This window comes from Rhizobium sp. YIM 134829 (genome assembly GCF_046546455.1).
On the sequence record NZ_JBKHKI010000001.1, the window covers coordinates 372,508 to 393,770 of the forward strand.

Sequence of the window (21,263 nt, forward strand, 5' to 3'; positions counted from 1 at the left end):
CAAGCCGCCCTGGTCGGCAATGCGGTCGCCGCCATGGAGACGCTGCGGATCTTTGGACGCCACGACTGGCTGAACCACCGCTTTTCCGATGGCGCCCGCAGAGTGCGCGACAATTGGCTGCGCTACATGGGCCGGCGCATCCCCTTCGTGATCCTCGCCGGCTGCGGCCTCGCCTTTCAGCTCGCCGTCACCTATGCGCTGCTGCTGCCCCGCTTTCGGGCCGGCAGCCTGACGCTCGGCGATCTCGTGTTCGTCAACATGCTGGTCATGCAGCTCAACGCGCCCTTCGACATGATCGGCCATGCTATCGACAGCCTCGCCCGCGCCAAGGCGCGAATCATGCCGCTCGCCCGGCTGTGGAACGCAGCGGAGGCGGCTCCGGGCGGATCGCTGAAAGCGCCGCCGCTCTCGGCGGGATGCCTGCGCTTCGAGGGGGTCGCGTACCGTTACGACACGCAGCGTGGCCTTCAGCCCGTCAGTTTCGAGGCGCGACGCGGCGCCATCACCTTCCTGGTCGGCGAGACCGGGGCCGGCAAATCCACGGTCTTCCGGCTGGCGCTGAAGATGTTGGAGCCGAGCGAGGGGCGGATCCTGATCGACGACATCGATCTTACCACCATCGACGCCGCCGCCTGGACGGCCCTGATCGCGCTCGTGCCACAGGATGTGGTGCTCCTGAACGAGAGCCTCGCCGACAACATCCTGCTCGGCCGCCCACGCGACGAGGCGCGGCTCCACGAGGCGGCGGACAAGGCGGCCATCCTCCCCTTCATCCTCGCGCTCCCAAAGGGCTTCGACACCAATGTCGGCGAGCGCGGCCTGAAACTTCCGGCGGCGAGCGCCAGCGGATCGCCCTCGCCCGCGCGCTCTATTCCAAACCTGCCCTGCTCTTCCTCGACGAAGCAAGCGCCGCGCTCGACGACGCCACCGAAGCCGACATCATGCAGCACATCCGCCGGATCGCCGACAGCGTCACCGTGCTTGCCATCACCCACCGCCGCAGCGTGATCACGCCGGCCGACCGGGTGGTGACGCTGAGGGCGGCGGAAGCGGAGGGAACCCAGGCCGTGGGCAAATGAATGGCAAACTACACCAGACTTCGGATCGCGAGGATTGTTGATGGACCAGTTTCGATTGACAAAGCACGCTTATCGCAGGGCTACCGAGCGCGGAGAGCGGGCGCGCGGCGCGGTGCCGGTTGGCGTCGGGTTTGACGAGGCATCGGGCCGTATCGTCATCGATTTCGACAATGGCACCACCTTTCTTGTCCCGGCCGAGCGGCTGCAGGGCTTGCAGGGCGCGTCAGCCGCGCAGCTCAACGAGGTCCAGTTGCTCGGGGAAACCGGCCTGCATTGGGAGAGCCTCGATGTCGATTTTACCATCGAGGGCCTGATGCGCGGCCTGTTGGGCACGGCACACTTCATGGAGGCGCAGCGCCGCGGCGGCCGGTCCCGCTCCGACGCCAAGATCGCCGCCAGCCGCGCCAACGGCGCCAAAGGCGGCCGCCCGCGGCGGGTCTGATCTCACCGCTTGACCGCCACCCACACCACATGCCGCGCGCCGCCGCGCTTGCCGTTGGCGCGCACCGGAACGGCCTCGGCGGCAAAGCCAGCCTGGGTCAGGCGGCGGGTGAAGGCGGGGTCGGGGGCGGAGGACCAGATCGTGAGTACGCCGCCGGCCTTGAGCGCGCGATGGGCGCTAGCGAGCCCGGGGGCGCTGTAGAGCCCGTCATTGCCGGCCCGCGTCAGCCCGTCCGGCCCATTGTCGACATCGAGCAAGATGGTGTCCCAAACGCCGGGCGTGCTGCGGATCAGGGCCGCAACATCGCCCTCGTGCAGCCGCACGCGCTTGTCCTCAAGGCAGCCCTTAAAGACCGGCGCCATCGGCCCGCGCGCCCAAGCGATCACCGCCGGGACGAGTTCGGCCACAGTCACCTCCGCCGCTTCGGGCAGGACAGCGAGCGCGGCGCGCAGGGTAAACCCCATGCCGAGCCCGCCAATCAGCATGGCCGGACGCGGCCGATCGGCGATCTTCGCCTGCGCCAGCGTCGCCAACGCCTCCTCAGAGCCGCTCAACCGGCTGTTCATCAGCTCCGTCGGCCCGAGCATGATCGAAAACTCATCCCCCCGCCGCTTCAGCCGAAGATGCGTCGATCCACCCGCCACCGCGTCCTGGCCGGGGATTTCAGCGGTGTCGAGTTCGATCCAGGGGAGCATGGTGCGGCTTTCGGTTGATCAGGATGCGCAGCCGAGCGTCAGCCACTCTTTGTTTCTTAATGCACCGGGGTTAGCCCAGGAGCGCCTTGAGATCGAGAGTCTGGTCGTCAACTTGTTCGGGCGTCGGGCTGAGGCCGGACTCGATCATCTTCTTGCCCACCACATAGGCTTTCGCGTCGTTGATCGCATCCACCGCGATCAGGGTGCCCTCACGGAAATACCAGACGGAGGCGCTGCCCGGGCGGGGGCCGGGGCGGGTCACGGTTCGGTCATGGCCGAGGCCGAAGCCGGCGATCTGCAGCTTGGTATCGTATTGATCGGACCAGAACCAGGGTTTGGGATGATAGGGCTCGGTTCCGCCGGCCAGAAGGGCGGCGACGGCCTCCCCTTGGTCGACGGCGTTCTGCACCGATTCCAGGCGGACCATCATCTCGCCATAGGGCAGCACGGCGCAGTCGCCGATCGCGAAGATGGCGGGGTCGGCGGTGCGGGCGTGGCGGTCCACCACGATGCCATTGGCGGTCGCAAGCCCGGCCTCGCGCGCCAGCGCATCATTGGCCGTGACGCCGATGCCGACGATGGCGAGATCGATCGGCAGTTCCGTGCCGTCGCTCAGATGCGCGGCCCTCAGCCGTCCCTCTTCGCCCACCAGTTCGCGCAGCCCCGTGCCCTCGCGCAAGTCGACGCCACGGGAGAGGTGGAGCGCCCGGACCAGATCGGACGTCGCAGGTGCTGCGACGCGTTGCAGGATCCGGTCGGCCATTTCGATCAGCGTCACCTCGAGCCCGAGCCCACGCGCAACGGCTGCCGCTTCCAGCCCTATATAGCCGCCGCCGATGATCAGCGCCCGCTTGCCCGGCTGCATGGCATCGGCCAGGCGGTCTGCATCGGCGAAGTCGCGCAGCGTATAGACGCCGTCGAGCGCCCCGCCGAGGCTTTCCGGCAGATGGCGGGGGGTCGCGCCGGTGGCGAGCACCAGCGTCTCGTAATCGAGCGTTTCGCCAGAGGAGAGGCTGAGGCGGCGGGCCGCGCGATCGATCGCCGTCGCGCGGGTGGAGAGGCGCAGCTCGATCGCCTGATCGCGGTACCAGCTCTCCGGCCGATAGATCAGCCGGTCCAGCGTCATGTCGCGGAGAAGATATTTCTTGGAGAGCGGTGGGCGCTGATAGGGCAGGCTCGCCTCGCCGGCAACCAGCGTGATCGCCCGCCTGTCGCCGAGCGCCCGCAATCTTGCGATCAGGGCAAAGCCCGCCTGCCCGCCACCGACGACCACCAGCCTGCCCGTCACATTCGCTCTCCTTTGGCAATGATGCCGGAGACGTATCGCGACGCGCCGGCCCGGGTCAACAGCGCCCGGACTGGCAGAGCAGGTATCGATGATGAAACGCGCAGGACCGGCCAATGAAGAGCGGACGGAGCCAGACCCGGCCCGTCGATCAAGCGCGCTTGGGGATCTCCATGCCCGTTTGCACGGCCGGGCGCGCCAGAGCCCGGTCGACCCAGGCCAGCACGTTCGGGAAGCTCGCATAATCGAGCACCGTGTCGCCGCCATAGAATTTCCGGGCGCCCTCGATCCAGGGGAAGGTGGCGATATCGGCGATCGTGTAATCATCGCCCATCAGCCACTGACGCCCTTCGAGCCGCGCTTCGAGCACCGAGAGCAGGCGCTTGGATTCGTCGCGATAGCGCTCCATCGGATAGGGATTGTTGGCAACCTTGTCGGCGGCGAACTTGTAGAAATGGCCAAACTGACCGAACATCGGCCCGACGCCGCCCATCTGGAACATGACCCAGCAGAGCGTCTCGTAGCGCCCGGCCGCACTCGCCGGCAGCAGCTTGCCGGTCTTTTCCGCGAGATAGACGAGGATCGCGCCGGATTCGAACAGGCCGATCGGCTTCCCATCGGGCCCGTTCGGGTCGATAATGGCCGGGATGCGTCCGTTCGGATTGAGCGAGACGAATTCCGGCGACTTCTGGTCGTTGGTAGAGAAATTGATGAGATGCGGCTCGTAGTCGAGCCCGAGCTCTTCAAGCGCGATCGAGATCTTCACGCCATTCGGCGTCGGCAGCGAATAGAGCTGGATGACATCCGGCTTGGTCGCGGGCCAGCGGGTTGTGATGGGGAAAGCGGAAAGATCAGCCATGCTCGGGTTCCTGAAGGACGGTTGGAGCCTTGAGATAGGCCACTGCGAAAGCTGGCACAAGGCGAGCCTTTTGAACGATGCGTCCGCCACATGCGACAAAAGCCTTCGATCAGGCGGCGCGATCGAGCAGTCCGATCACGCGTGGCCCGGTCAATCGGAAGCTGGCCGACCGGTTACCGCCGCCTGCACCCGCTCCACGATCTCCCCCACCCGCGGGTCGCCCTCGTGCTCGGACCTGCGGGCGCGGATCAGGCAGGCCTGGGAGCGCAGGATGATGCCGTCTTTCAGGATCTTCAGGTGGTTGGCGCGCAGCGTCGCGCCGGTCGAGGTGATGTCGACGATGATATCGGCCGAACCGGTGGCCGGCGCCCCTTCGGTCGCGCCCAGGCTCTCGACGATCCGGTAGAGCTGGATGCCGTGGCTTTCGGAAAAATGCTGCTGGGTCAGCCGCCAATATTTGGTGGCGATCGCCAGGCGGCGGCCGTGGCGGGCGCGGAAATCGGCGGCGACATCGCCGAGATCGGCCATGCTGTCGACATCGAGCCAGAGATCCGGCACGGCCACCACGACATCGGCATGGCCGAAGCCGAGCGGCACGCAGATCTCGACGCGGCGGTCGGCCTCGGCGAGGCCTTCGCGCACCAGATCCTCGCCCGTGACACCGAAATCAACTGCGCCGGCGCCGAGCTCGCGCGCAATTTCGGAGGCCGAGAGGAAGGCGATCTCGACATCGTCGATGCCCTCCAACCGGCCGCGATAGGAGCGGTCATTGCCGATGGCCGTGATCTTCAGGCCGGCGCGTTCGAAGATCGACGAGGCCTCCTCCTTCATCCGGCCCTTGGAGGGGAGCGCGATGGTGAGCGTCATGCCCGTCCCTCCGAAAGATCCTGCCCGCCGCGCAGCACGGCGATGCGGTCGAGCCAGAGGGCGAAGCCGACGGCAGGGATATGGTCGCGCGCCCCGAGCAGCGTCATCAGCCGGTCGAAGCGGCCGCCGCCGGCCAGGACCTCGGTGGCGCCGGGCTCGGCGATCTCGAAGACGAGGCCGGTGTAATAGTCGAGCGGGCGGCCGAAGGCGGCACGGTAGGTCATGGCGGAGAGATCCGCTCCGAGGGTTTCGAGTGCGGCGAGCCGTTCGGCGAAGTGGGACAGCGCGCCGCCGAGCCTGAGACCCGCCGCATCGGCAAAGCCGTCAAGCGCTGCCGGCGCTTCGGCAAGCGGCAATTCCAGCGTCAGGAATTCGCGCAGCAACAGGAGCGCCGTGCCGTCCAGCCGGGTTTCGGCCAGTTCGCGCTTTTCTTTCAGCCGCCGGGCGATTTCGAGCGGGGAGCGGCTGGCATTGGTGGAATAGCCGGTCGCCTCCATCCGCGCCGCAATCTGCGCCACCAGCTCCGCCTCGTCGCCGGCCGAGAGCAGGGCCTGGGTTTCGGGGTCCAGGCCCGGCATGGGCTGCGGGCGGGCGAGCCGCTCGAGCATCTGGTCCAGATGGGTGCGGTCGCCGAAGGCGTGGATCAGCCGCTTGCGCCAGCCGAGCGGCAGGCCGAGCGCCTGGATCACCGCTTCGAACACGGCCTGGTCGCCGACCGTCAGCTGGAGGGGCCGCCCCGGCAGCAGCGTCGCGAGGATTTCGCTCGCATCGAGAATGGCGCGGGCATCGGCACGCGCCGTGTCGCCTTCGCCGAGATCCTCGATGCCTGCCTGGTAGAATTCGGCCGCGCCTTCGCGCCGCTGGCGAAATACCTCGCCCAGATAGGCATAGCGCTTCGGCGTGCCGGTCGCGGTTTCGATATGGCGCAGGCAGACGGGAATGGTGAATTCGGGGCGCAGGCAGAGCTGGGCGCCCGTCTCGCTGGCGGTCAAGAAGATCCGCCGCCGCAGATCCTCGCCCGCCATGTCGAGAAAGGGATCGGCCGGCTGGATCACCGGCGTATTGACGCGCTCCGCCGCCCGCGCCGAGAACTGCGCCAAGAGGGCCGGAGCGAAATCGGGAAGGTCCAAAAGGCTCATGCGGCACGCGCCTCGGTGGCGGAGACGGACCGGAACGCCCACCCCCAGCTCTCTCCCCCCTTGTGGGGGAGATGCCGGCAGGCAGAGGGGGACTGTGGCTCGGCTAGGACCGAGGCAGGAGAGCTGGAGCATGTGGCGAGCCAAGACCCCCTCTGGGCTGCCGCCCATCTCCCCCACAAGGGGGGAGAGACCGTGGGGCGAGCGCCTGCCACGAGGGGAGTTGAGGGTCTGCGAAGTGCCGGGTGTTTTGAGGTTTGCGGGCGGGCCAACCCGCCGACGTCAGAGAGGGCACGAGACGCCAACCCCCAGCCCTCTCCCCCCTTGTGGGGGAGATGCCGGCAGGCAGAGGGGGGCTTGGGCTCGGCGGACGCGACGTTTGAGGTCACGGATCGCTCCGGGCGCGGTCTTCGGCCTGGGCGGCGAGCATCTCCCGGACTTTGTCGACCAAGGCCTCTTCCGGCACCGAGACCTGGGCGACGCGGGCCTCGCGCCAGGCGGCGTTGTCCTCGATCTCGCCAGAAAGGCGCTTGCCCTCGATCAGGTCCTTGATCTGTACCTCGCCCGCCTCGCGCTCGCTCGACCCTTGAATGATGGCAAGCGGCGCGCCGCGGCGGTCGGCGTATTTCAGCTGGTCGCCGAAGTTCTTCTTGTTGCCCTGGTACATTTCGGCGCGGATGCCGGCATGGCGGAGTGCCTGGGTGAAGCGCTGGTAGCGGCCGAGCGCCTCGATCTCGCGGTCCATGACGCAGACGACGACCGGGGCCAGCACCTCCTCCGTGCCGAGCTTGCCGAGGTTTTTCAAGGCCGTCATCAGTCGCGAGACGCCGATCGAGAAGCCGGTGGCCGGCACCGGCTGGCCCATGAAGCGGGAGACGAGCCCATCATAGCGCCCGCCGCCGCCGACCGAGCCGAACACCACCGTCTCGCCCTTCTCATTGGTGACGGGGAAGGTCAGCTCGGCCTCGAAGACCGGGCCGGTGTAGTACTCGAGCCCGCGAATGACGGAGGGATCGATCTTGATGCGATCGACCGCGTAGCCGCCGGCGCGCACCAGCGCCTCGATCTGGCCGAGCTCGTCAATGCCCTGCGTATAGAGATCGCTGGACGGCTGGTAGTTGTCCTGCGCCAGATAAGCGAGCACGCTGGCGATCGCCTCCTCGGAAAGCCCGGCGCCCTTGGTGAAGTCACCGCTTTCGTCCTTGCGGCCCGCGCCGAGCAGGAGACGCACGCCGTCGAGCCCAAATTTATCCAGCTTGTCGATGGCGCGCAGAACGGTGAGCCGGCGCCCGGCATTCTCCTCGCCGCTCAGGCCGATGCCGTCGAGCACGCCGTCGAAGACCTTGCGGTTGTTGACCCGGATCACATAGTCGCCGCGGGCGATACCGAGCGCTTCCATCGTGTCGGCCATCATCATGCACATTTCGGCATCCGCCTGGACGCCGCTCGCGCCGACCGTATCGGCATCGAACTGCATGAACTGGCGAAAACGGCCGGGGCCGGGCTTTTCGTTGCGGAACACCCAGCCGGCGCGATAGCTGCGGTACGGCAGCTGGATCTCGTTGAAATTTTCCGCGACATGGCGGGCGAGCGGCGCGGTCAGGTCGTAGCGCAGGCTCATCCACTGCTCGTCATCGTCCTTGAGCGAAAAGACGCCCTCGTTCGGGCGGTCGCTGTCGGGCAGGAACTTGCCGAGCGCATCGGTATATTCGAACAGCGGCGTTTCCACCGGATCGAAGCCATAGCGCTCGTAGACGGCGCGGATTTTCGCGACCATTTCATCGACGGCGCGGATATCGGCGGCGGAGCGGTCGACGAAGCCGCGCGGCAGGCGCGCCTTGAGCTTCTGAGGCTTTTTCTTCTTGTCGCTCATGAGGATCGAACCTTCGGCAGGCGGGGATCGGGAACGGCGCCTTCCCTATCCGAAAGGGCCGGATGCGGCAAGCCTCGCGGCCGGGTCCGGCGGCGCTCGCGCCGCCTTGCGTTCGCCGGGCGGCGCGGCCTTTTTTTTGCCGCGAGAGGGTCTATGGTGGGGTCATGCGCCGCCTCGCCCTCGCCCTTGCCGTGCTCTGCGCCATCCTGTCCGGATGGATGCCGGCGCTGGCGCAGCTGCCGGGCCACGCGGCGGGCGCCCATTCCCACCATGGCGACCCAGCGGCGCTCCCTGCCGCGCAGCATGCCGGCCACGGGAGCAATCTGTCCCACGCGCCACAGCCCGGCTCCTGTGGCCACGACTGCGCCGGGCATCGCGCCATCCACCCGTTGCTCTGCGCCGCCTGTTTCGCCATCGAGACAGAAGAGGCCGTGCCCACACTTCCCCTCGCCCTGAAGCCCGCCTTCACGCGAGAGCAGGCGGCGGCGCTTGTTGCGCGCGATCCGGCCCCGCGCGTGCCGCCACCCAAGCCCGGCGCCCTTTCCTGACGAATGAGCACATCCCTCAACACTGTTTTCTCAGGACAAGGAGACGAGCATGTCTTCCCGAACGATAGTGCGCGCCGCTGCAGCCGGTGCCCTGCTGACCATCGCCGCCCTCACCATGCCCCTCGTTGCCGCGCAGGCACAGGAGGCCGGCCATAGCGGCCACTCGATGAGCGGCGACATGGCGATGCCCATGGACGACCAGGTCCCCTCGAACCAGGCCTTCGCCGCGGCCAATGACAAGATGATGAACGGCATGAGCATCGATTATACCGGCAAGCCGGATGTCGATTTCGCCCGCAGCATGATCGCCCACCATCAGGGGGCGATCGACATGGCAAAGGTCGAGCTCCAATATGGCAAAGATGCCGAGATCCGCGCGCTCGCTGAAGGCATCATTGCAGCGCAGGAAAAGGAAATCGCCGAAATGAAGGCCTGGCTTGCCAAGAACGGCGGCTAGTCCACATTTCAAGCTCGAGGGGCGCGCCGGCTGGCTCGGCGCGCTTCCTCAAGACAACGGAGCGGCGGTCGTTCCGAGCAACGAGGAAGATAGACCCATGCAGCGTGTTTCACGGATCGTCGGCATCATCTGCCTCGTGCTCGGCCTGCTCTGGGCCCTGCAGGGGCTCGGCCTCGTCGGTGGCAGCTTCATGACCGGGCAGAGCCGGTGGCTGGTGATCGGCTCGGTGGTGGCCCTCGTCGGCCTCGGCCTTCTGGGCTTCAGCTTCTCGAAGCGGCGCTGAGCGGCACGGGCCGGGTAAAACCCGCGCGCAGGGCCTCGATGCGAGGCCGGCAGGCGCAGCCTTCGATATGGTCGTTGACGAGACCCATGGCCTGCATGAAGGCATAGATCGTCGTCGGCCCGACGAAGGTCCAGCCGCGTTTCTTGAGATCCTTGGAAATCCGAGTCGAGACCGGCGTGGTCGGGTTGGCGCGCAGGACTTCCAGCGTCATCGCCGCCGGCCGCTCGTCCGGCTTCGGCTCGTGCGACCAGAAATAGGCGGCGAGCGAGCCGAATTCGTCGCGCAGCGCCTGGGCACGGCGGGCATTGTTGATCGTCGAGACGATCTTGCCGCGATGGCGGACGATGCCGGCATCGGCCAGGCAGCGCGCAACATCGTCATCGGTGAAGGCGGCGACCGCATCGATGTCGAAGTCGGCGAAAGCCTTTCGGAAGGCCTCGCGCTTGCGCAGGATCGTCAGCCAGGAAAGGCCGGACTGGAAGCCTTCGAGGCAGATCCTCTCGAACAACCGGCGATCCTCGCCGACCGGCACGCCCCATTCCTCATCATGATAGAGGAGGTAATCCGGCAGATTGGCCGGCCAGGCGCAGCGCACGACGCCATCGGTGCCCTCGAGCAATCCATCCATCCGCCGTCCCCACCCTGTTCCATCCGGGTCGTTCATCGACCGTCAACCATGCCTGAAAAGCTGGCGATAACCCTACCGAACGGTTTCTCCCGTCGCCACCCGCTTCGCCACTCGACGTTTACGCTTCGGACTCCGGCGCGATGCGAGGTTTTCCCCTAGCCCGCCCTGCTGCGAGGCGAAAGCCCGCATTCCCACCGAATGCTTCGAAACAGACGAAACGAGCGCACCGATGAAGATCCTGCTCCTCCTCACTTCCGCCTTGTCGCTGGTTCTCGCCGACAGTGCCGCCGCCGATCAGCGCGGCCGCTATGGCGATCGACCGCCGGTGATCGTCAGCCCGGACCTGACGGCACCCTGGCTGATGCAGCTCGGCGCTCCGGTTGGCGCGGGGCGGCCCGTCCGCCGCCAGGTCGTGGTCCGCCAGGCCCCGGCGCCGCGGACGCGTTTCGAGGCACCACCCGGCGTGCGCGTCGGTGGGACGGTGCCGGCCGCGCGCCAGCCGCTCTTCGGCCAGCGCCGCACACCGGCCCTCGTCCAGCCGGTTGGGCTGACGGCGGCGGAGCGGCCGGTCCGCCCGATCGACCCGCAATTTCTGCCGCAGACGGTCGCCTATGAGAGCGGCGAGAAGCCCGGCACCGTCGTGATCGACACCAACAACCGCTTCCTCTACCTAATCGAAGGCAAGGGACAGGCGCGGCGCTACGGGGTCGGCGTCGGCAAGCCCGGCTTCGAATGGGCGGGCACCCACACGGTGACCCGCAAGGCCGAATGGCCGACCTGGACGCCGCCGGCCGAAATGCGTAGCCGCGAGGCGGCCAAGGGCCACTACCTCCCCGCCTCCATGGAGGGAGGCCCGGCCAATCCGCTCGGCGCCCGCGCCATGTATCTCGGCTCGACGCTCTACCGCATCCACGGCACCAATGCCCCCTGGACGATCGGCTATGCCGTCTCCTCCGGCTGCATCCGCATGCGCAACGAGGACGTGACGGATCTCTACGAGCGGGTGACTGTCGGCACCAAGGTCAAGGTGATCTAAGGCCGGAAGGCCCGGCGGAGCGGCGACAGCGTGTCCTTTGCGCAACAGCCGTTTCCCACGTAACAGCAGGGCCGCCCGCAAACGGCCTATCCAGGAAAACTCGGATGTTCCGAAGGCAGTTTGTGACTTACGGTTGTCGGCATGATCGGCGGTCTCTGCTTCGGGACCGCCAGCATGGCAGACGGGGTTGGAGAAGACAGGACATGACGATGACGACAGGATCTCACGGCGCGCTGCGGCGGCTGGGTCTGGTGGTGGCGGCAGCCGTGGCGCTCGGCGCTTCGACGGCCGGTGCGGTGCCCCTGGAACGACCGGCGGCCGCGACGGCCACGAGCGACGTGGTGCGGATCGCGGGCGAGCAGCGCAAGCCAGCCAGCAAATATTGGCGCACCAAGGTACGGCTCCAGACGAATGAGGAACCGGGCACCATCATCGTCGATACCAACAACAAGTTCCTCTACCTGGTCGAAGGCCCGAAAAAGGCGACGCGCTATGGCATCGGCGTCGGCCGCGAAGGCTTCGGCTGGTCGGGCGTGGTCAAGGTGCAGCGCAAGGCCGAATGGCCGGGCTGGACGCCGCCGCCGGAAATGATCGCCCGCGAGCGCAAGAAGGGCCATATCCTGCCGGACTTCCAGCCGGGCGGGCTGGACAATCCGCTCGGGGCCCGCGCCCTCTATCTTTACAAGGGCAAGAGCGATTCCGGCTTCCGCATCCATGGCACCAACCAGCCCTGGAGCATCGGCCAGAACATGTCGTCCGGCTGCATCCGCATGATGAACGAGGATGTGGAGCATCTCTATGCCCGCACCTCGATTGGCACCAAGGTCATCGTCGTTGGCCCCGGCAACAAGCAGGGTGCCGTCTCGTTCGACGACCGCGGCGTCGATTTCCTGCGCACGATCTTCGGCGGCTGACGCCCTCTGCCTGGTCTCCCGGTCAACAGGCCTGGACAAGGCTCGTAAGGTAACTCTTGACCAACAGTCTTCGCCCTGAATGGGCGCAGACCCCTCCGCCGGTTTCGGTCGCGATTGGACGCAGCCGTGTCGGTCGAACACTGGATTTTTTGGCAATTGGCGTGTACGAAAGCGGACGATATGAGCATGCGCATCCTACTCAAGCGCCCCTGCCCTTCCTATCTCTTCGCTATCCCTGTTTCGCTGCGTGTCGCGGGCGGTGGTTCCTCCATGCCGACCTGACATGCCCTGGTTCCTCGAAAGGACCACCTTGAATTGAACGTGATCGATAGCCTCCTTTCCGAGGCCCGCCTGATGTTCCGTCGCCCCGAGAGGGTGCAGTACGCAGCCCTTTGCTACCGCTTTCGCAAGAAGAGCGCGATGCCCGAGATGCTGCTGATCACCAGCCGCGACACCGGCCGCTGGGTGATCCCGAAGGGCTGGCCGATGGAAAACCGGGCGTCGCACGAGGTTGCCGGCCGCGAGGCCTGGGAAGAGGCTGGCGTCAAGGGCCAGGTCTCGCCGGATTCGATCGGCAGCTATCGCTACGACAAGCGCATGAGCCATGGGCTGAAGCTCTCGGTCGTGGTCAAGGTCTACCCCCTCGTCGTCTTCGACATGGCCAAGCGCTTTCCCGAGAAGGGCAGCCGCCGGCTGGAATGGATGGGCTTCACAGAGGCGGCGGGCAATGTCGCCGAGCCGAGCCTGCGCACGCTCATCCTCGACTATCAGACCCGGCTCCTGGCCACGATGAATTCGGACGGCAAGGCCCAGCCGACATCGGCAGCCGGCTAGGCGAACCGCTCCGCCTATTGTCGATAGCAGCGCGACGGCGCGGTGCTCCGCCTGGATGTAAATTCCAAGATTTTTCAGTGGCGATACGGTGGTTCTGAACCTCCTGTCGCCATTCCATGTTTGAATAGACGACGCCCTGAGTCGGCCCGTTCTGCGGACCGAGGACCTGACAGAACCGATGACGCATTTCCTGGAAAAACCGACGCTCGACAAGGATCTCGACAAGCTCTCCCTGCAGGAGGCCGCCTCCAACCATGTGTTGCGCGGCTCCGTAGGGCTCGGTTTCGGCCTGATCATGCTGGTGCTCGCCATGGTCATGGCGGCCGGGGCGGTCACCGGCTCGCAAGGGGCGGTCGTTATCATCGCCGCTGCCGCCATCGGCGCCTATATGGCCATGAATATCGGCGCCAACGACGTGACGAACAATGTCGGTGCTGCGGTCGGTGCGCGGGCGATCAGCCTGCCGCTCGCCCTCGCCATTGCCGCCGTGTTCGAGATCGCAGGCGCGGTCTTTGCCGGGGGCCGGGTGGTCTCGACCATCGAAGGCGGGATCCTCGATGCGAGCACCTTCCCATCTGGCGAGGTGCTGGTCTGGGTGATGATGGCCGCACTCGTCTCGGCGGCCGTCTGGATCAACCTCGCGACCTGGCTGAAGGCACCGATCTCCACCACTCATTCGCTGGTCGGCAGTATTCTCGGCGCCGGCGTGGCGGCCGTCGGCTTCTCCTCCGTCCAGTGGCTGTCGCTTGGCGGCATCACGCTGAGCTGGGTCATCTCGCCCTTTCTCGGCGGGGCGGTCGCCGCAGGGCTCCTGTTCTTCCTCAAGGTCTTCGTGCTCTATCGCGACGACAAGATCGCAGCTGCGGTGCGCTGGATGCCGATCCTGCTCGCCGTCATGACCGGCACCTTCGCCGCCTATTTCGCTTTGATCGGCATGGAGCGCGTCGTGAGCGTCGCGCCACTGACAGGGCTTGGTATCGGCCTCGCCGTCGCGCTCCTCACCTATCCGCTCGCCCGCGCCGTGATCGCGAGGCAGGCGGTGGGGCTCGAGAACCGCAACCAGGCACTCCGCCCGCTCTTTCGCCTGCCACTGATCCTATCGGCCGCCCTGCTCTCCTTTGCCCACGGCTCGAACGATGTCTCCAACGCCGTCGGCCCCCTCTCCTCCATCGTCGCCAATGTCGGTGGCAGCGGACCGGCGCTTGCGGCGATCGTACCCTTCTGGGTGCTTCTGATCGGCGCGCTCGGCATTTCCTGCGGGCTGATCTTGTACGGGCCGAAGCTGATCTCGGTCGTCGGCGAGGAGATCACCAAGCTCAACCCGATGCGCGCCTTCTGCGTGGCGCTGGGCACGGCGATCACCGTGCTGCTCGCCTCCTCGCTCGGCCTCCCGATCTCGACCACCCATATCGCCGTTGGCGCCGTCTTCGGCATCGGCTTCTTCCGTGAATGGTTCACCCGCCACTCCAAGCTTCGGCTCGATTATGTGCGCAAGAAGACCGGCCAGACCGAGTTCAAGGCCGCCGTCGAGCGCAGCCCCGACGAGATCCAGCACCGCCGGCTGGTCCGCCGCTCGCATTTCCTGACCATCGTCGCCGCCTGGGTGGTGACGGTGCCGGCATCGGCGCTGCTTGCGGCGCTGGTCTATGCCATTCTGGCCGCCATCTTTCTCTAGGGAGCGGCCATGCGCGCCAATTTCCGCTTGCAGCGCCTGTTCGTCGAGGCCCCGCTTCATGACGGCGCCGTCGTCGAAGCGAGCCGCGAACAGGTCAATTACCTCGCCAATGTGCTGCGCATGGAGGAAGGACGCGAGGTCCTGCTCTTCAACGGTCGGGACGGCGAATGGCGCGCGCGGCTGCGCTTCCCGACCCGCAAGCGGGTCGAGCTGGTGCTCGAAGAGCAGACGCGGCCTCAGCCGCCGCTCCCCGATCTCCATTATCTCTTCGCGCCGCTGAAGGTCGGGCGGCTCGACTATCTCGTCCAGAAGGCAGTAGAAATGGGCGCCGGCCTGCTGCAACCAGTCATGACCCAGCATGTGCAGGGCAAGCTCGGCAGCCTGGAGCGGCTGCGCGCCAATGTCATGGAAGCGGCCGAGCAGTGCGGCATCCTCGCCGTGCCGGCGGTGCTGGAACCGGTCCGGCTCGATGCGCTGCTCGACGACTGGTCGCCCGATCGGCGGATGGTCTTCTGCGACGAGGGGGCGGAAAGCAACAATCCGCTGCCGATCCTGGAGAGGATCGAGGAGCAGGCGTTGGCATTGCTTGTTGGCCCGGAGGGTGGTTTCTCGGAAGCCGAGCGCCAGCGGCTGCACGCCCTTCCCTTCGTCACCGCCATTCCGCTCGGCCCCCGCATCCTGCGCGCCGATACGGCCGCGGTGGCGGCGCTGGCCGTACTCCAGGCGAGCCGCGGCGACTGGCGATAGGGATGCTGATCGACGCGCGGAATTGAAGTGGCGTTGAGAGAATTTCACTTGCGCGCCCGGTCGATCCAGTCCAATCACCCTGTCTCGACCCTCGACGTTCGAAGGGTCCTGCCGCTGCAAGAAGACGCTCATGGCCCGCGACACCACCGACCAGACGCCGGTAACCTCCCTTTCAGAGCTGACGGACTATCTGGCCGAAGGCTGCAAACCGGAAGAGGCCTTCCGGATCGGCACCGAGCACGAAAAATTCGTCTTCTATCGCGCCGATAACAGCCCCGTGCCCTATGCCGGGGACCGCGGCATTCTGGCGCTGCTCGAGGGCATGCAGGCCCGCACCGGCTGGGATCCGATCGTCGATGCCGGCTTCCTGATCGGCCTCGTCGCACCCGGCGGCGCCGGCGCGATTTCGCTCGAACCGGGCGGGCAGTTCGAGCTCTCCGGCGCGCCGCTCGAGACGCTGCACCAGACCTGCGCGGAATCGAACGGACACCTCGCCATGCTGCGCGAGATCGCGGAGCCGCTCGGCATCCGCTTCCTCGGCATGGGCGGCAGCCCGAAATGGACGCTGGCCGAAACGCCGCGCATGCCGAAATCGCGCTACGACATCATGACCCGCTACATGCCCAAGGTCGGCAGCCACGGGCTCGACATGATGTACCGCACCTGCACGATCCAGGTGAACCTCGACTTTTCCTCCGAGGCCGACATGGCGGCCAAGATGCGCACCTCGCTGAAGCTGCAGCCACTCGCCACTGCCCTCTTTGCCAGCTCGCCCTTTACCGAGGGCAAGCCGAACGGCCTGCTCTCCTGGCGCGGCGAGATCTGGCGCGACACCGACAACCAGCGCGCCGGCGTGCTGCCAGCCGCCTTCCGCCCGGATTTCGGCTTTGCCGATTATGTGGATTGGGCGCTCGACGTGCCGATGTATTTCGTCGTGCGCGATGGGCGCTACCACGACTGCACCCATGTGACCTTCCGCCAGTTCCTGAACGGGGCGCTGAAGGACGAGCTCTCCGACCCAACGCCGAACATGGGCGATTGGACCAACCACCTCTCCACCCTCTTCCCGGATGTGCGGCTGAAGCGCTTCCTGGAGATGCGCGGCGCCGATGGTGGGCCGTGGCGGCGGATCTGCGCCCTGCCGGCCTTCTGGGTCGGACTGCTCTACGACGCCGAGGCCTTGGCCGCGGCCGATGCGCTGACGGCGGGCTGGACCCATGCCGAGGTCGTGGCGCTGCGCGACGCGGCGCCGGCCAAGGGCCTTGCGGCGGAGATCGCCGGCCGCAGCCTGCGCGAGATCGGCCGCGAGGTGGTGGCGCTCTCCAAGTCGGGGCTGAAGCGGCGCGGCCGGCTGAACGGCGAAGGCATGGATGAGAGCCTGTTCCTGCTGCCCGTGGAAGAAGTGCTGGCCAAGGGCGCAACGCTCGCCGAAGACATGCTGACACGCTATCACGGCGCTTGGGGCGGCTCGGTCGAGCCGGTCTTCGCCGACTATCAGTATTGACAGCTCTCACGCATAAACCGATTTCCTCGCTGCCATTTCCCTTTATAGTGCTGGCCATTCACCGGCCGGCACTCAAGAAGGAATGCGCGCATGATCCCGCTGTTTGACATGATGATGCAGGCTCAAGACGGGCGCGCGATCGACATCATGGCCAAGCAATATGGGCTGGCGCAGGAGCAGATGGCCCGGGCCATGGCCGCGCTAATGCCGGCCTTCTCGGCCGGACTGAAGAGCAAGGCTGCCAATCCTTATGATTTCACCACCTTCCTCGCCGCGATCAGCCAAGGCAACTATGCCCGCTATTTCGAGGATATGACCAAGGCCTTCACGCCGCAGGGCCTTGCCGATGGCAATGCCGCCCTGCTCGGCCTGTTCGGCTCGCCGGAAACGGCACGCGCCGTCGCCGAGCAGGCAGCGCGGTTGACGGGGATCGGCCAGGAAATCTACCAGTCGATGATGCCGGTGGTCGCCAATGCGCTGATGGGCGGGCTGTTCAAGCAGGCGACCGGCCAGATGAAGCCGTCCGCCCCGGACGCCAACCCCTTCGGCGCAGCCATGCAGAATTGGCTCGAAGCGGCGGGCTTTGCGCGCAAGCCGGAACAGGCAGCCCCGCTCGGCGCCTTCGACAATCCGTTCACGCAGGCCATGCAGGCCTTCTTCACCGCGCCCAAGGCCAGTGCCAAGCCGACATCGACACCGGACCCCTTTGCCCTCAACCCGTTCCTCAAGGCGTTCCAGGATATGGTGGCGAGCACCGCCAAGGGCGCCGGCCAGGCTGAGCCTGAAAAGCCGCAGCCGAAAGCGCCTGCCGTCGAGATGTTCAGCGCCATGTTCGAGAGCGGGCTCGAGGTGCAGAAGGAATATCAGAAGGCGATCGATGGCCTCTTCGCCGGCTTCACCGCCAGGAAGGGCTGACAGCCGCAACGAAAAATCCCGGCGCCGACTGAAGGGTCGGGCCGGGTCAGGTGGCAGGGGACGTTTGGCTCTCTCCCTGCGGGGCGGTTGGCCCGTCATGCGGGCGTTCGGAGAGGCAACGCGCTATCGGCGCGCAGCCCGGTAGAAGCGTGCCGCCCGGTCGCGGGCGACGAGATTAAGGCGGCCGGAGGGATCCTGGAGAAGCGGTTCGGCCAGTGCTTCGCTGATATCCGCCCGGGTCAGGCCGATATCGAGCAGTTGCGCGTCGCTCAGATCGCAGAGGCGCATCGTCACCTGGCGGTTTCGCAGGACACGCCACGCCTTCGCCATCCATGTCAGGGCCGTCACGATGCGGGGCGCGGAAACCGGCCCTTCAAGCGGGATGATCGAGGGGCATTCGGCCGTGCGCATGGGTCTACTCCTTCATCAATGCACGTCGGGTCCGGTCCCGCGATCGGACGGATCGCAGGGCTGAGTGCTGGGCTTGTAGCGTCTGTCGGAAATGCTGTTCGACGGTTGCAGTGTCGCGAAAATCTATTGATCAGTCTAACGAATGTTTTTAATGTTATCCATCAACCCTACTGATAGGCGCCGTCCATGTCGTCCCCGCTCGATCTCGACCAGCTCCAAACCTTCGTCGCCATCGCCGATACGGGCAGCTTCACGCGCGCGGCCGATCGCGTGTTCAAGACACAATCGGCGGTCTCCATGCAGATGCGGCGGCTCGAGGAGCGGATCGGCAAGGCGCTCTTCACGAAGGACGGCCGCGGCAACCGGCTGACGGCCGAGGGCGAGAAGCTGCTCAACTATGCGCGGCGCATGATTCGCCTGAACAACGAGGCCGTCGCCGCCTTCGACGACAACCGCCTGGAAGGCACGCTGCGCATCGGCACGCCGGATGACTATGCCGACCGCTATATTCCGGAAATCATCGCCCGCTTCGCCAAGACCCACCCCAATGTGGAACTCTACATCGTCTGCGAGCCCTCGGTCGATCTGAGCGAGAAGATGGCGCGCGGCGATCTCGATATTGCGCTCGTCACCCATTCGCCGCGGGCCCGCGCTTCCGACGTGGTGCGCACCGAGCCGCTCTGCTGGGTGGCGTCGAACAACCATCCCCTGCCCGAACATGCCCCGGTGCCGCTCGCCGTCGGCAAGCGCGACTGTCAGTGGCGCCAGGCGGCCTGCGCCTCGCTCGATGCGACCGGCCGGGAATACAACATCCTCTTCACCAGCTGGTCCTCCACCGTGATCGCCGCGGCGGTGCTTGCCGGCATGGCCGTCTCGGTCATGCCCGAATCGGCGCTGCGCAGCGGCATGAAGGTGCTGACCCAGGCCGATGGTTTCCCACCGCTCGCCCCGGTGCAGATCGGCATCATGAAGCGCCCCGGCCTGTCGCCGTCCTTGTCGAGCGCCATCACCAACCATATCACCGCCTGCCTCGACAACATCTCGCTCCCCTCGGTGGACGAGGATCTCGACGTTACCGTCCGCCCCCTCTCCCGCCAGTCGCGCCTGCGAGCCGGGCAGTTGCTGGCCGGGTGGTAGGACTGCGCATGCATCGCTTGCACGTCGGAACGCTGCGCAAGCCCCGGAATGGCGGGGCGCGACGGGCACAGTCGCCCGCCCCCCTGCAGACGCAGCGGCCGCTCGCGCCGTGATCGGCGAAGCTCTTCTTGCACGGGCCCGTCGAGCCGCGCGGCGGCTAAAGCGGGAGGTGGTCGCCCTCTGGTTTGCGGCCCGCGATCCGCGCACGCCCTGGCTCGCCCGTCTCGTGGCCGCCGCCGTTGCTGCCTATGCGCTCTCGCCGATCGACCTCATTCCCGATGTCATCCCCGGCCTCGGGCTCCTCGACGATTTTCTGCTCGTGCCGCTCGGCATCCTGCTTGCGCTGCGGCTGATCCCGCCTGACGTGATGGCGGAAGCGCGCGCGAAGGCGGAGGCGCAGGCCGATAGGCCGGTGAGCCGGGCCGGGTTGATTGTCATCGTGACGATCTGGCTCTCTGCAGCAGGCGGGTTCGCGTGGTGGATCCTGTCGACGGCTTGATCCGATGCTGCCCAGTCACACTTTTGTGGACAGACGAGCAAGCAGGTCGGAGAGCTGCACCGCCTCGGCATCGCTCAGTTTCTCGCCGACATGCGTCCTGATTGCCTGGCCATAGACGGCCCAGATCCCCTTCTGCATGGCCCGCCCGTCCTCCGTGATCACCGCCCAGCGACCGCGACCATCTTCGGAAAACACCTCTCGCCGTACCAGACCGGCTTTCTCCATCCGATCGAGCAAGCGCGAGAGATTGTGCTGCTCCAAGAGAATCCGGTCTTCGATCTCGTAGGGCCGAAGCCGTCCATCCGCAGCCCGCGCGAGCTCCAGCAGCACATCGTACCAGCCCAGCGGCGGTAGACCCGCCGCCTTCAGATCCTGTTCGATCGCAGCAAGTAGGATGCGCTGGGCACGCATCAGTCGGACCCAGGCGTTGACGGATGATGGCGAGGGGGCGGCGGAGGAAGGGGTCGGGCAATCAGACATAGATGCATTTACATCGAGATTGACAGGCGACGCAAGCCGGCATAGATGCAATTGCATGTATATGGCAGAGCGGCAGGCCTGCTTAGTCAGCCCTGTTCCGCTGCTGCTGAGTTTCAACCCGGATGAGAGGACCCTTCATCATGACCGATACGACGCTGGTGCTGGTCAGCCACCACCTTTGCCCCTATGTCCAGCGTGCAGCCATTGCACTTTCGGAAAAACAGGTGCCCTTCGACCGTCGGTTCGTCGACCTCTCGATGAAGCCGGATTGGTTCCTTGCCCTCTCACCACTCGGCAAGGTGCCTCTGCTGCTGATCGAGAGAAAGGATGGGACGCGGGATGTTCTGTTCGAAAGCGCCGTGATCTGCGAATATCTCGAAGACACCCAGCCTCATCCGCTTCATCCCGCCGACCCGCTCAGCCGCGCCCGCCATCGCGGCTGGATCGAGTTCGGCTCCTCCATCCTTGCCGACCTCTGGGGCTTCGAGACAGCGAAGACCACGGAGGCCTATGAGAGCAAGCGCCAGGCTCTGATCGACAAGTTCGGCCGGATCGAGGCTGAGCTTGGTTCAACGCCCTTCTTCGCCGGTTCCGAGTTCAGTCTCGTCGACGCCGTCTTCGCCCCGATCTTCCGCTATTTCGATGTCTTCGACCTGATCGCCGACACGGGCGTCTTCAATGAGACTCCAAAGGTCCGCGCCTGGCGCGCTGCCCTCTCGCAGCGCAAGAGCGTGAGGGAGGCGGTGACGGAGGACTATCCCGACCGCCTCCGAGATTTCCTTGTTGCGCATGACGCCTGGCTGTTGAAGCGCGCGGCCTGACTGGGGCGGCTCTTTTCGGTTCGTTGTGGAGAGAGCGGCGGGCTTAGCCGGATGTCCGGATAGGCTGGCGCTGTTCCTCTCGGATCGCGTCTCCCCAGCCGAGGCCAAGTCCCCCTCTGGCCTGCCGGCCATCGCACG

Annotated in this window: 24 protein-coding genes and 1 pseudogene; 16 read left to right on the forward strand and 9 right to left on the reverse strand. The window is 66.4% G+C overall.

Annotation, left to right across the window (positions count from 1 at the left end):
* Positions 1 to 339: 339 nt before the first annotated feature.
* From ACLE20_RS01795 to ACLE20_RS01805, 3 genes and pseudogenes are all read left to right on the forward strand, one after another.
* Positions 340 to 702 (forward strand): annotated as a pseudogene (locus ACLE20_RS01795) (ATP-binding cassette domain-containing protein); the annotation flags it as partial.
* Between the two features lie 146 nt (positions 703 to 848).
* Complete coding sequence (locus ACLE20_RS01800; RefSeq protein ID WP_410939113.1) at positions 849 to 1,079, forward strand: hypothetical protein; 231 nt, start codon at positions 849 to 851, stop codon at positions 1,077 to 1,079.
* A gap of 40 nt (positions 1,080 to 1,119) precedes the next feature.
* A complete protein-coding gene (locus tag ACLE20_RS01805) occupies positions 1,120 to 1,521 on the forward strand; it encodes a DUF2442 domain-containing protein (protein ID WP_410939114.1) in 402 nt (133 codons plus the stop codon).
* A 2-nt stretch (positions 1,522 to 1,523) separates the two neighbouring features.
* Here the strand turns inward: ACLE20_RS01805 and ACLE20_RS01810 are convergent, their stop codons facing one another.
* From ACLE20_RS01810 to hisS, 6 genes are all read right to left on the reverse strand, one after another.
* Positions 1,524 to 2,216, reverse strand: a complete 693-nt coding sequence (locus tag ACLE20_RS01810; protein ID WP_410938535.1) for a spermidine synthase — start codon at positions 2,214 to 2,216, stop codon at positions 1,524 to 1,526.
* A gap of 70 nt (positions 2,217 to 2,286) precedes the next feature.
* Positions 2,287 to 3,504 (reverse strand): NAD(P)/FAD-dependent oxidoreductase, encoded by a 1,218-nt coding sequence (locus ACLE20_RS01815; RefSeq protein WP_410938536.1) that lies wholly within the window; start codon positions 3,502 to 3,504, stop codon positions 2,287 to 2,289.
* A 148-nt stretch (positions 3,505 to 3,652) separates the two neighbouring features.
* Complete coding sequence (locus ACLE20_RS01820; RefSeq protein ID WP_410938537.1) at positions 3,653 to 4,360, reverse strand: glutathione binding-like protein; 708 nt, start codon at positions 4,358 to 4,360, stop codon at positions 3,653 to 3,655.
* Positions 4,361 to 4,510: 150 nt separating this feature from the next.
* Positions 4,511 to 5,227, reverse strand: coding sequence for an ATP phosphoribosyltransferase (gene hisG, locus ACLE20_RS01825; protein WP_410938538.1), 717 nt, complete (start codon positions 5,225 to 5,227; stop codon positions 4,511 to 4,513).
* Positions 5,224 to 6,366 (reverse strand): ATP phosphoribosyltransferase regulatory subunit, encoded by a 1,143-nt coding sequence (locus ACLE20_RS01830; protein ID WP_410938539.1) that lies wholly within the window; start codon positions 6,364 to 6,366, stop codon positions 5,224 to 5,226. The genes hisG and ACLE20_RS01830 overlap by 4 nt, the downstream gene beginning before the upstream one ends.
* A 382-nt stretch (positions 6,367 to 6,748) precedes the next feature.
* Positions 6,749 to 8,236, reverse strand: coding sequence for a histidine--tRNA ligase (gene hisS / locus ACLE20_RS01835; protein ID WP_410938540.1), 1,488 nt, complete (start codon positions 8,234 to 8,236; stop codon positions 6,749 to 6,751).
* A gap of 164 nt (positions 8,237 to 8,400) precedes the next feature.
* Between hisS and ACLE20_RS01840 the strand changes: the two genes are divergently transcribed.
* The 3 genes from ACLE20_RS01840 to ACLE20_RS01850 all read left to right on the forward strand — a co-directional run bounded on the left by ACLE20_RS01840 (position 8,401) and on the right by ACLE20_RS01850 (position 9,524).
* A complete protein-coding gene (locus ACLE20_RS01840; RefSeq protein WP_410938541.1) occupies positions 8,401 to 8,784 on the forward strand; it encodes a hypothetical protein in 384 nt (127 codons plus the stop codon).
* Positions 8,785 to 8,833: 49 nt separating this feature from the next.
* Positions 8,834 to 9,241 carry a DUF305 domain-containing protein gene (locus tag ACLE20_RS01845; RefSeq protein ID WP_410938542.1) on the forward strand — a complete coding sequence of 136 codons (408 nt, stop codon included), beginning with the start codon at positions 8,834 to 8,836 and terminating at the stop codon, positions 9,239 to 9,241.
* Positions 9,242 to 9,338: 97 nt separating this feature from the next.
* Positions 9,339 to 9,524, forward strand: coding sequence for a hypothetical protein (locus ACLE20_RS01850; protein WP_410938543.1), 186 nt, complete (start codon positions 9,339 to 9,341; stop codon positions 9,522 to 9,524).
* Here ACLE20_RS01850 and ACLE20_RS01855 read toward each other — a convergent pair.
* Entirely contained in the window at positions 9,502 to 10,152 is a 651-nt protein-coding gene (locus ACLE20_RS01855) for a DNA-3-methyladenine glycosylase I (protein ID WP_410938544.1), read from the reverse strand. The two genes, ACLE20_RS01850 and ACLE20_RS01855, sit on opposite strands and share 23 nt — an antisense overlap.
* Positions 10,153 to 10,381: 229 nt before the next feature.
* Here ACLE20_RS01855 and ACLE20_RS01860 point away from each other — a divergent pair, with 229 nt between their 5' ends.
* The 7 genes from ACLE20_RS01860 (at position 10,382) to ACLE20_RS01890 (ending at position 17,777) form a co-directional block, all read left to right on the forward strand.
* Complete coding sequence (locus ACLE20_RS01860) at positions 10,382 to 11,188, forward strand: L,D-transpeptidase (protein ID WP_410938545.1); 807 nt, start codon at positions 10,382 to 10,384, stop codon at positions 11,186 to 11,188.
* Positions 11,189 to 11,397: 209 nt separating this feature from the next.
* Complete coding sequence (locus ACLE20_RS01865) at positions 11,398 to 12,102, forward strand: L,D-transpeptidase (RefSeq protein WP_410938546.1); 705 nt, start codon at positions 11,398 to 11,400, stop codon at positions 12,100 to 12,102.
* 315 nt (positions 12,103 to 12,417) lie between these two features.
* Positions 12,418 to 12,936 carry an NUDIX hydrolase gene (locus ACLE20_RS01870; RefSeq protein WP_410938547.1) on the forward strand — a complete coding sequence of 173 codons (519 nt, stop codon included), beginning with the start codon at positions 12,418 to 12,420 and terminating at the stop codon, positions 12,934 to 12,936.
* Between the two features lie 178 nt (positions 12,937 to 13,114).
* Positions 13,115 to 14,611, forward strand: a complete 1,497-nt coding sequence (locus tag ACLE20_RS01875) for an inorganic phosphate transporter (RefSeq protein WP_410938548.1) — start codon at positions 13,115 to 13,117, stop codon at positions 14,609 to 14,611.
* Between the two features lie 9 nt (positions 14,612 to 14,620).
* Entirely contained in the window at positions 14,621 to 15,358 is a 738-nt protein-coding gene (locus ACLE20_RS01880) for a 16S rRNA (uracil(1498)-N(3))-methyltransferase (RefSeq protein ID WP_410938549.1), read from the forward strand.
* Positions 15,359 to 15,488: 130 nt separating this feature from the next.
* Complete coding sequence (locus tag ACLE20_RS01885; protein ID WP_410938550.1) at positions 15,489 to 16,862, forward strand: glutamate--cysteine ligase; 1,374 nt, start codon at positions 15,489 to 15,491, stop codon at positions 16,860 to 16,862.
* Positions 16,863 to 16,952: 90 nt separating this feature from the next.
* Entirely contained in the window at positions 16,953 to 17,777 is an 825-nt protein-coding gene (locus ACLE20_RS01890; protein ID WP_410938551.1) for a DUF937 domain-containing protein, read from the forward strand.
* A gap of 123 nt (positions 17,778 to 17,900) precedes the next feature.
* Here the strand turns inward: ACLE20_RS01890 and ACLE20_RS01895 are convergent, their stop codons facing one another.
* Positions 17,901 to 18,188 carry a DUF1127 domain-containing protein gene (locus ACLE20_RS01895; protein ID WP_410938552.1) on the reverse strand — a complete coding sequence of 96 codons (288 nt, stop codon included), beginning with the start codon at positions 18,186 to 18,188 and terminating at the stop codon, positions 17,901 to 17,903.
* Positions 18,189 to 18,374: 186 nt separating this feature from the next.
* Here ACLE20_RS01895 and ACLE20_RS01900 point away from each other — a divergent pair, with 186 nt between their 5' ends.
* Entirely contained in the window at positions 18,375 to 19,325 is a 951-nt protein-coding gene (locus ACLE20_RS01900; RefSeq protein WP_410938553.1) for a LysR substrate-binding domain-containing protein, read from the forward strand.
* 112 nt (positions 19,326 to 19,437) lie between these two features.
* Positions 19,438 to 19,824, forward strand: coding sequence for a YkvA family protein (locus ACLE20_RS01905; RefSeq protein WP_410939115.1), 387 nt, complete (start codon positions 19,438 to 19,440; stop codon positions 19,822 to 19,824).
* 15 nt (positions 19,825 to 19,839) lie between these two features.
* Here the strand turns inward: ACLE20_RS01905 and ACLE20_RS01910 are convergent, their stop codons facing one another.
* Positions 19,840 to 20,361 carry a MarR family winged helix-turn-helix transcriptional regulator gene (locus ACLE20_RS01910; protein WP_410939116.1) on the reverse strand — a complete coding sequence of 174 codons (522 nt, stop codon included), beginning with the start codon at positions 20,359 to 20,361 and terminating at the stop codon, positions 19,840 to 19,842.
* A gap of 83 nt (positions 20,362 to 20,444) precedes the next feature.
* Here ACLE20_RS01910 and ACLE20_RS01915 point away from each other — a divergent pair, with 83 nt between their 5' ends.
* Positions 20,445 to 21,125: a glutathione S-transferase family protein gene (locus ACLE20_RS01915; protein ID WP_410938554.1), complete on the forward strand. Its 681-nt coding sequence runs from the start codon at positions 20,445 to 20,447 to the stop codon at positions 21,123 to 21,125.
* The last annotated feature ends 138 nt before the right edge of the window (positions 21,126 to 21,263 follow it).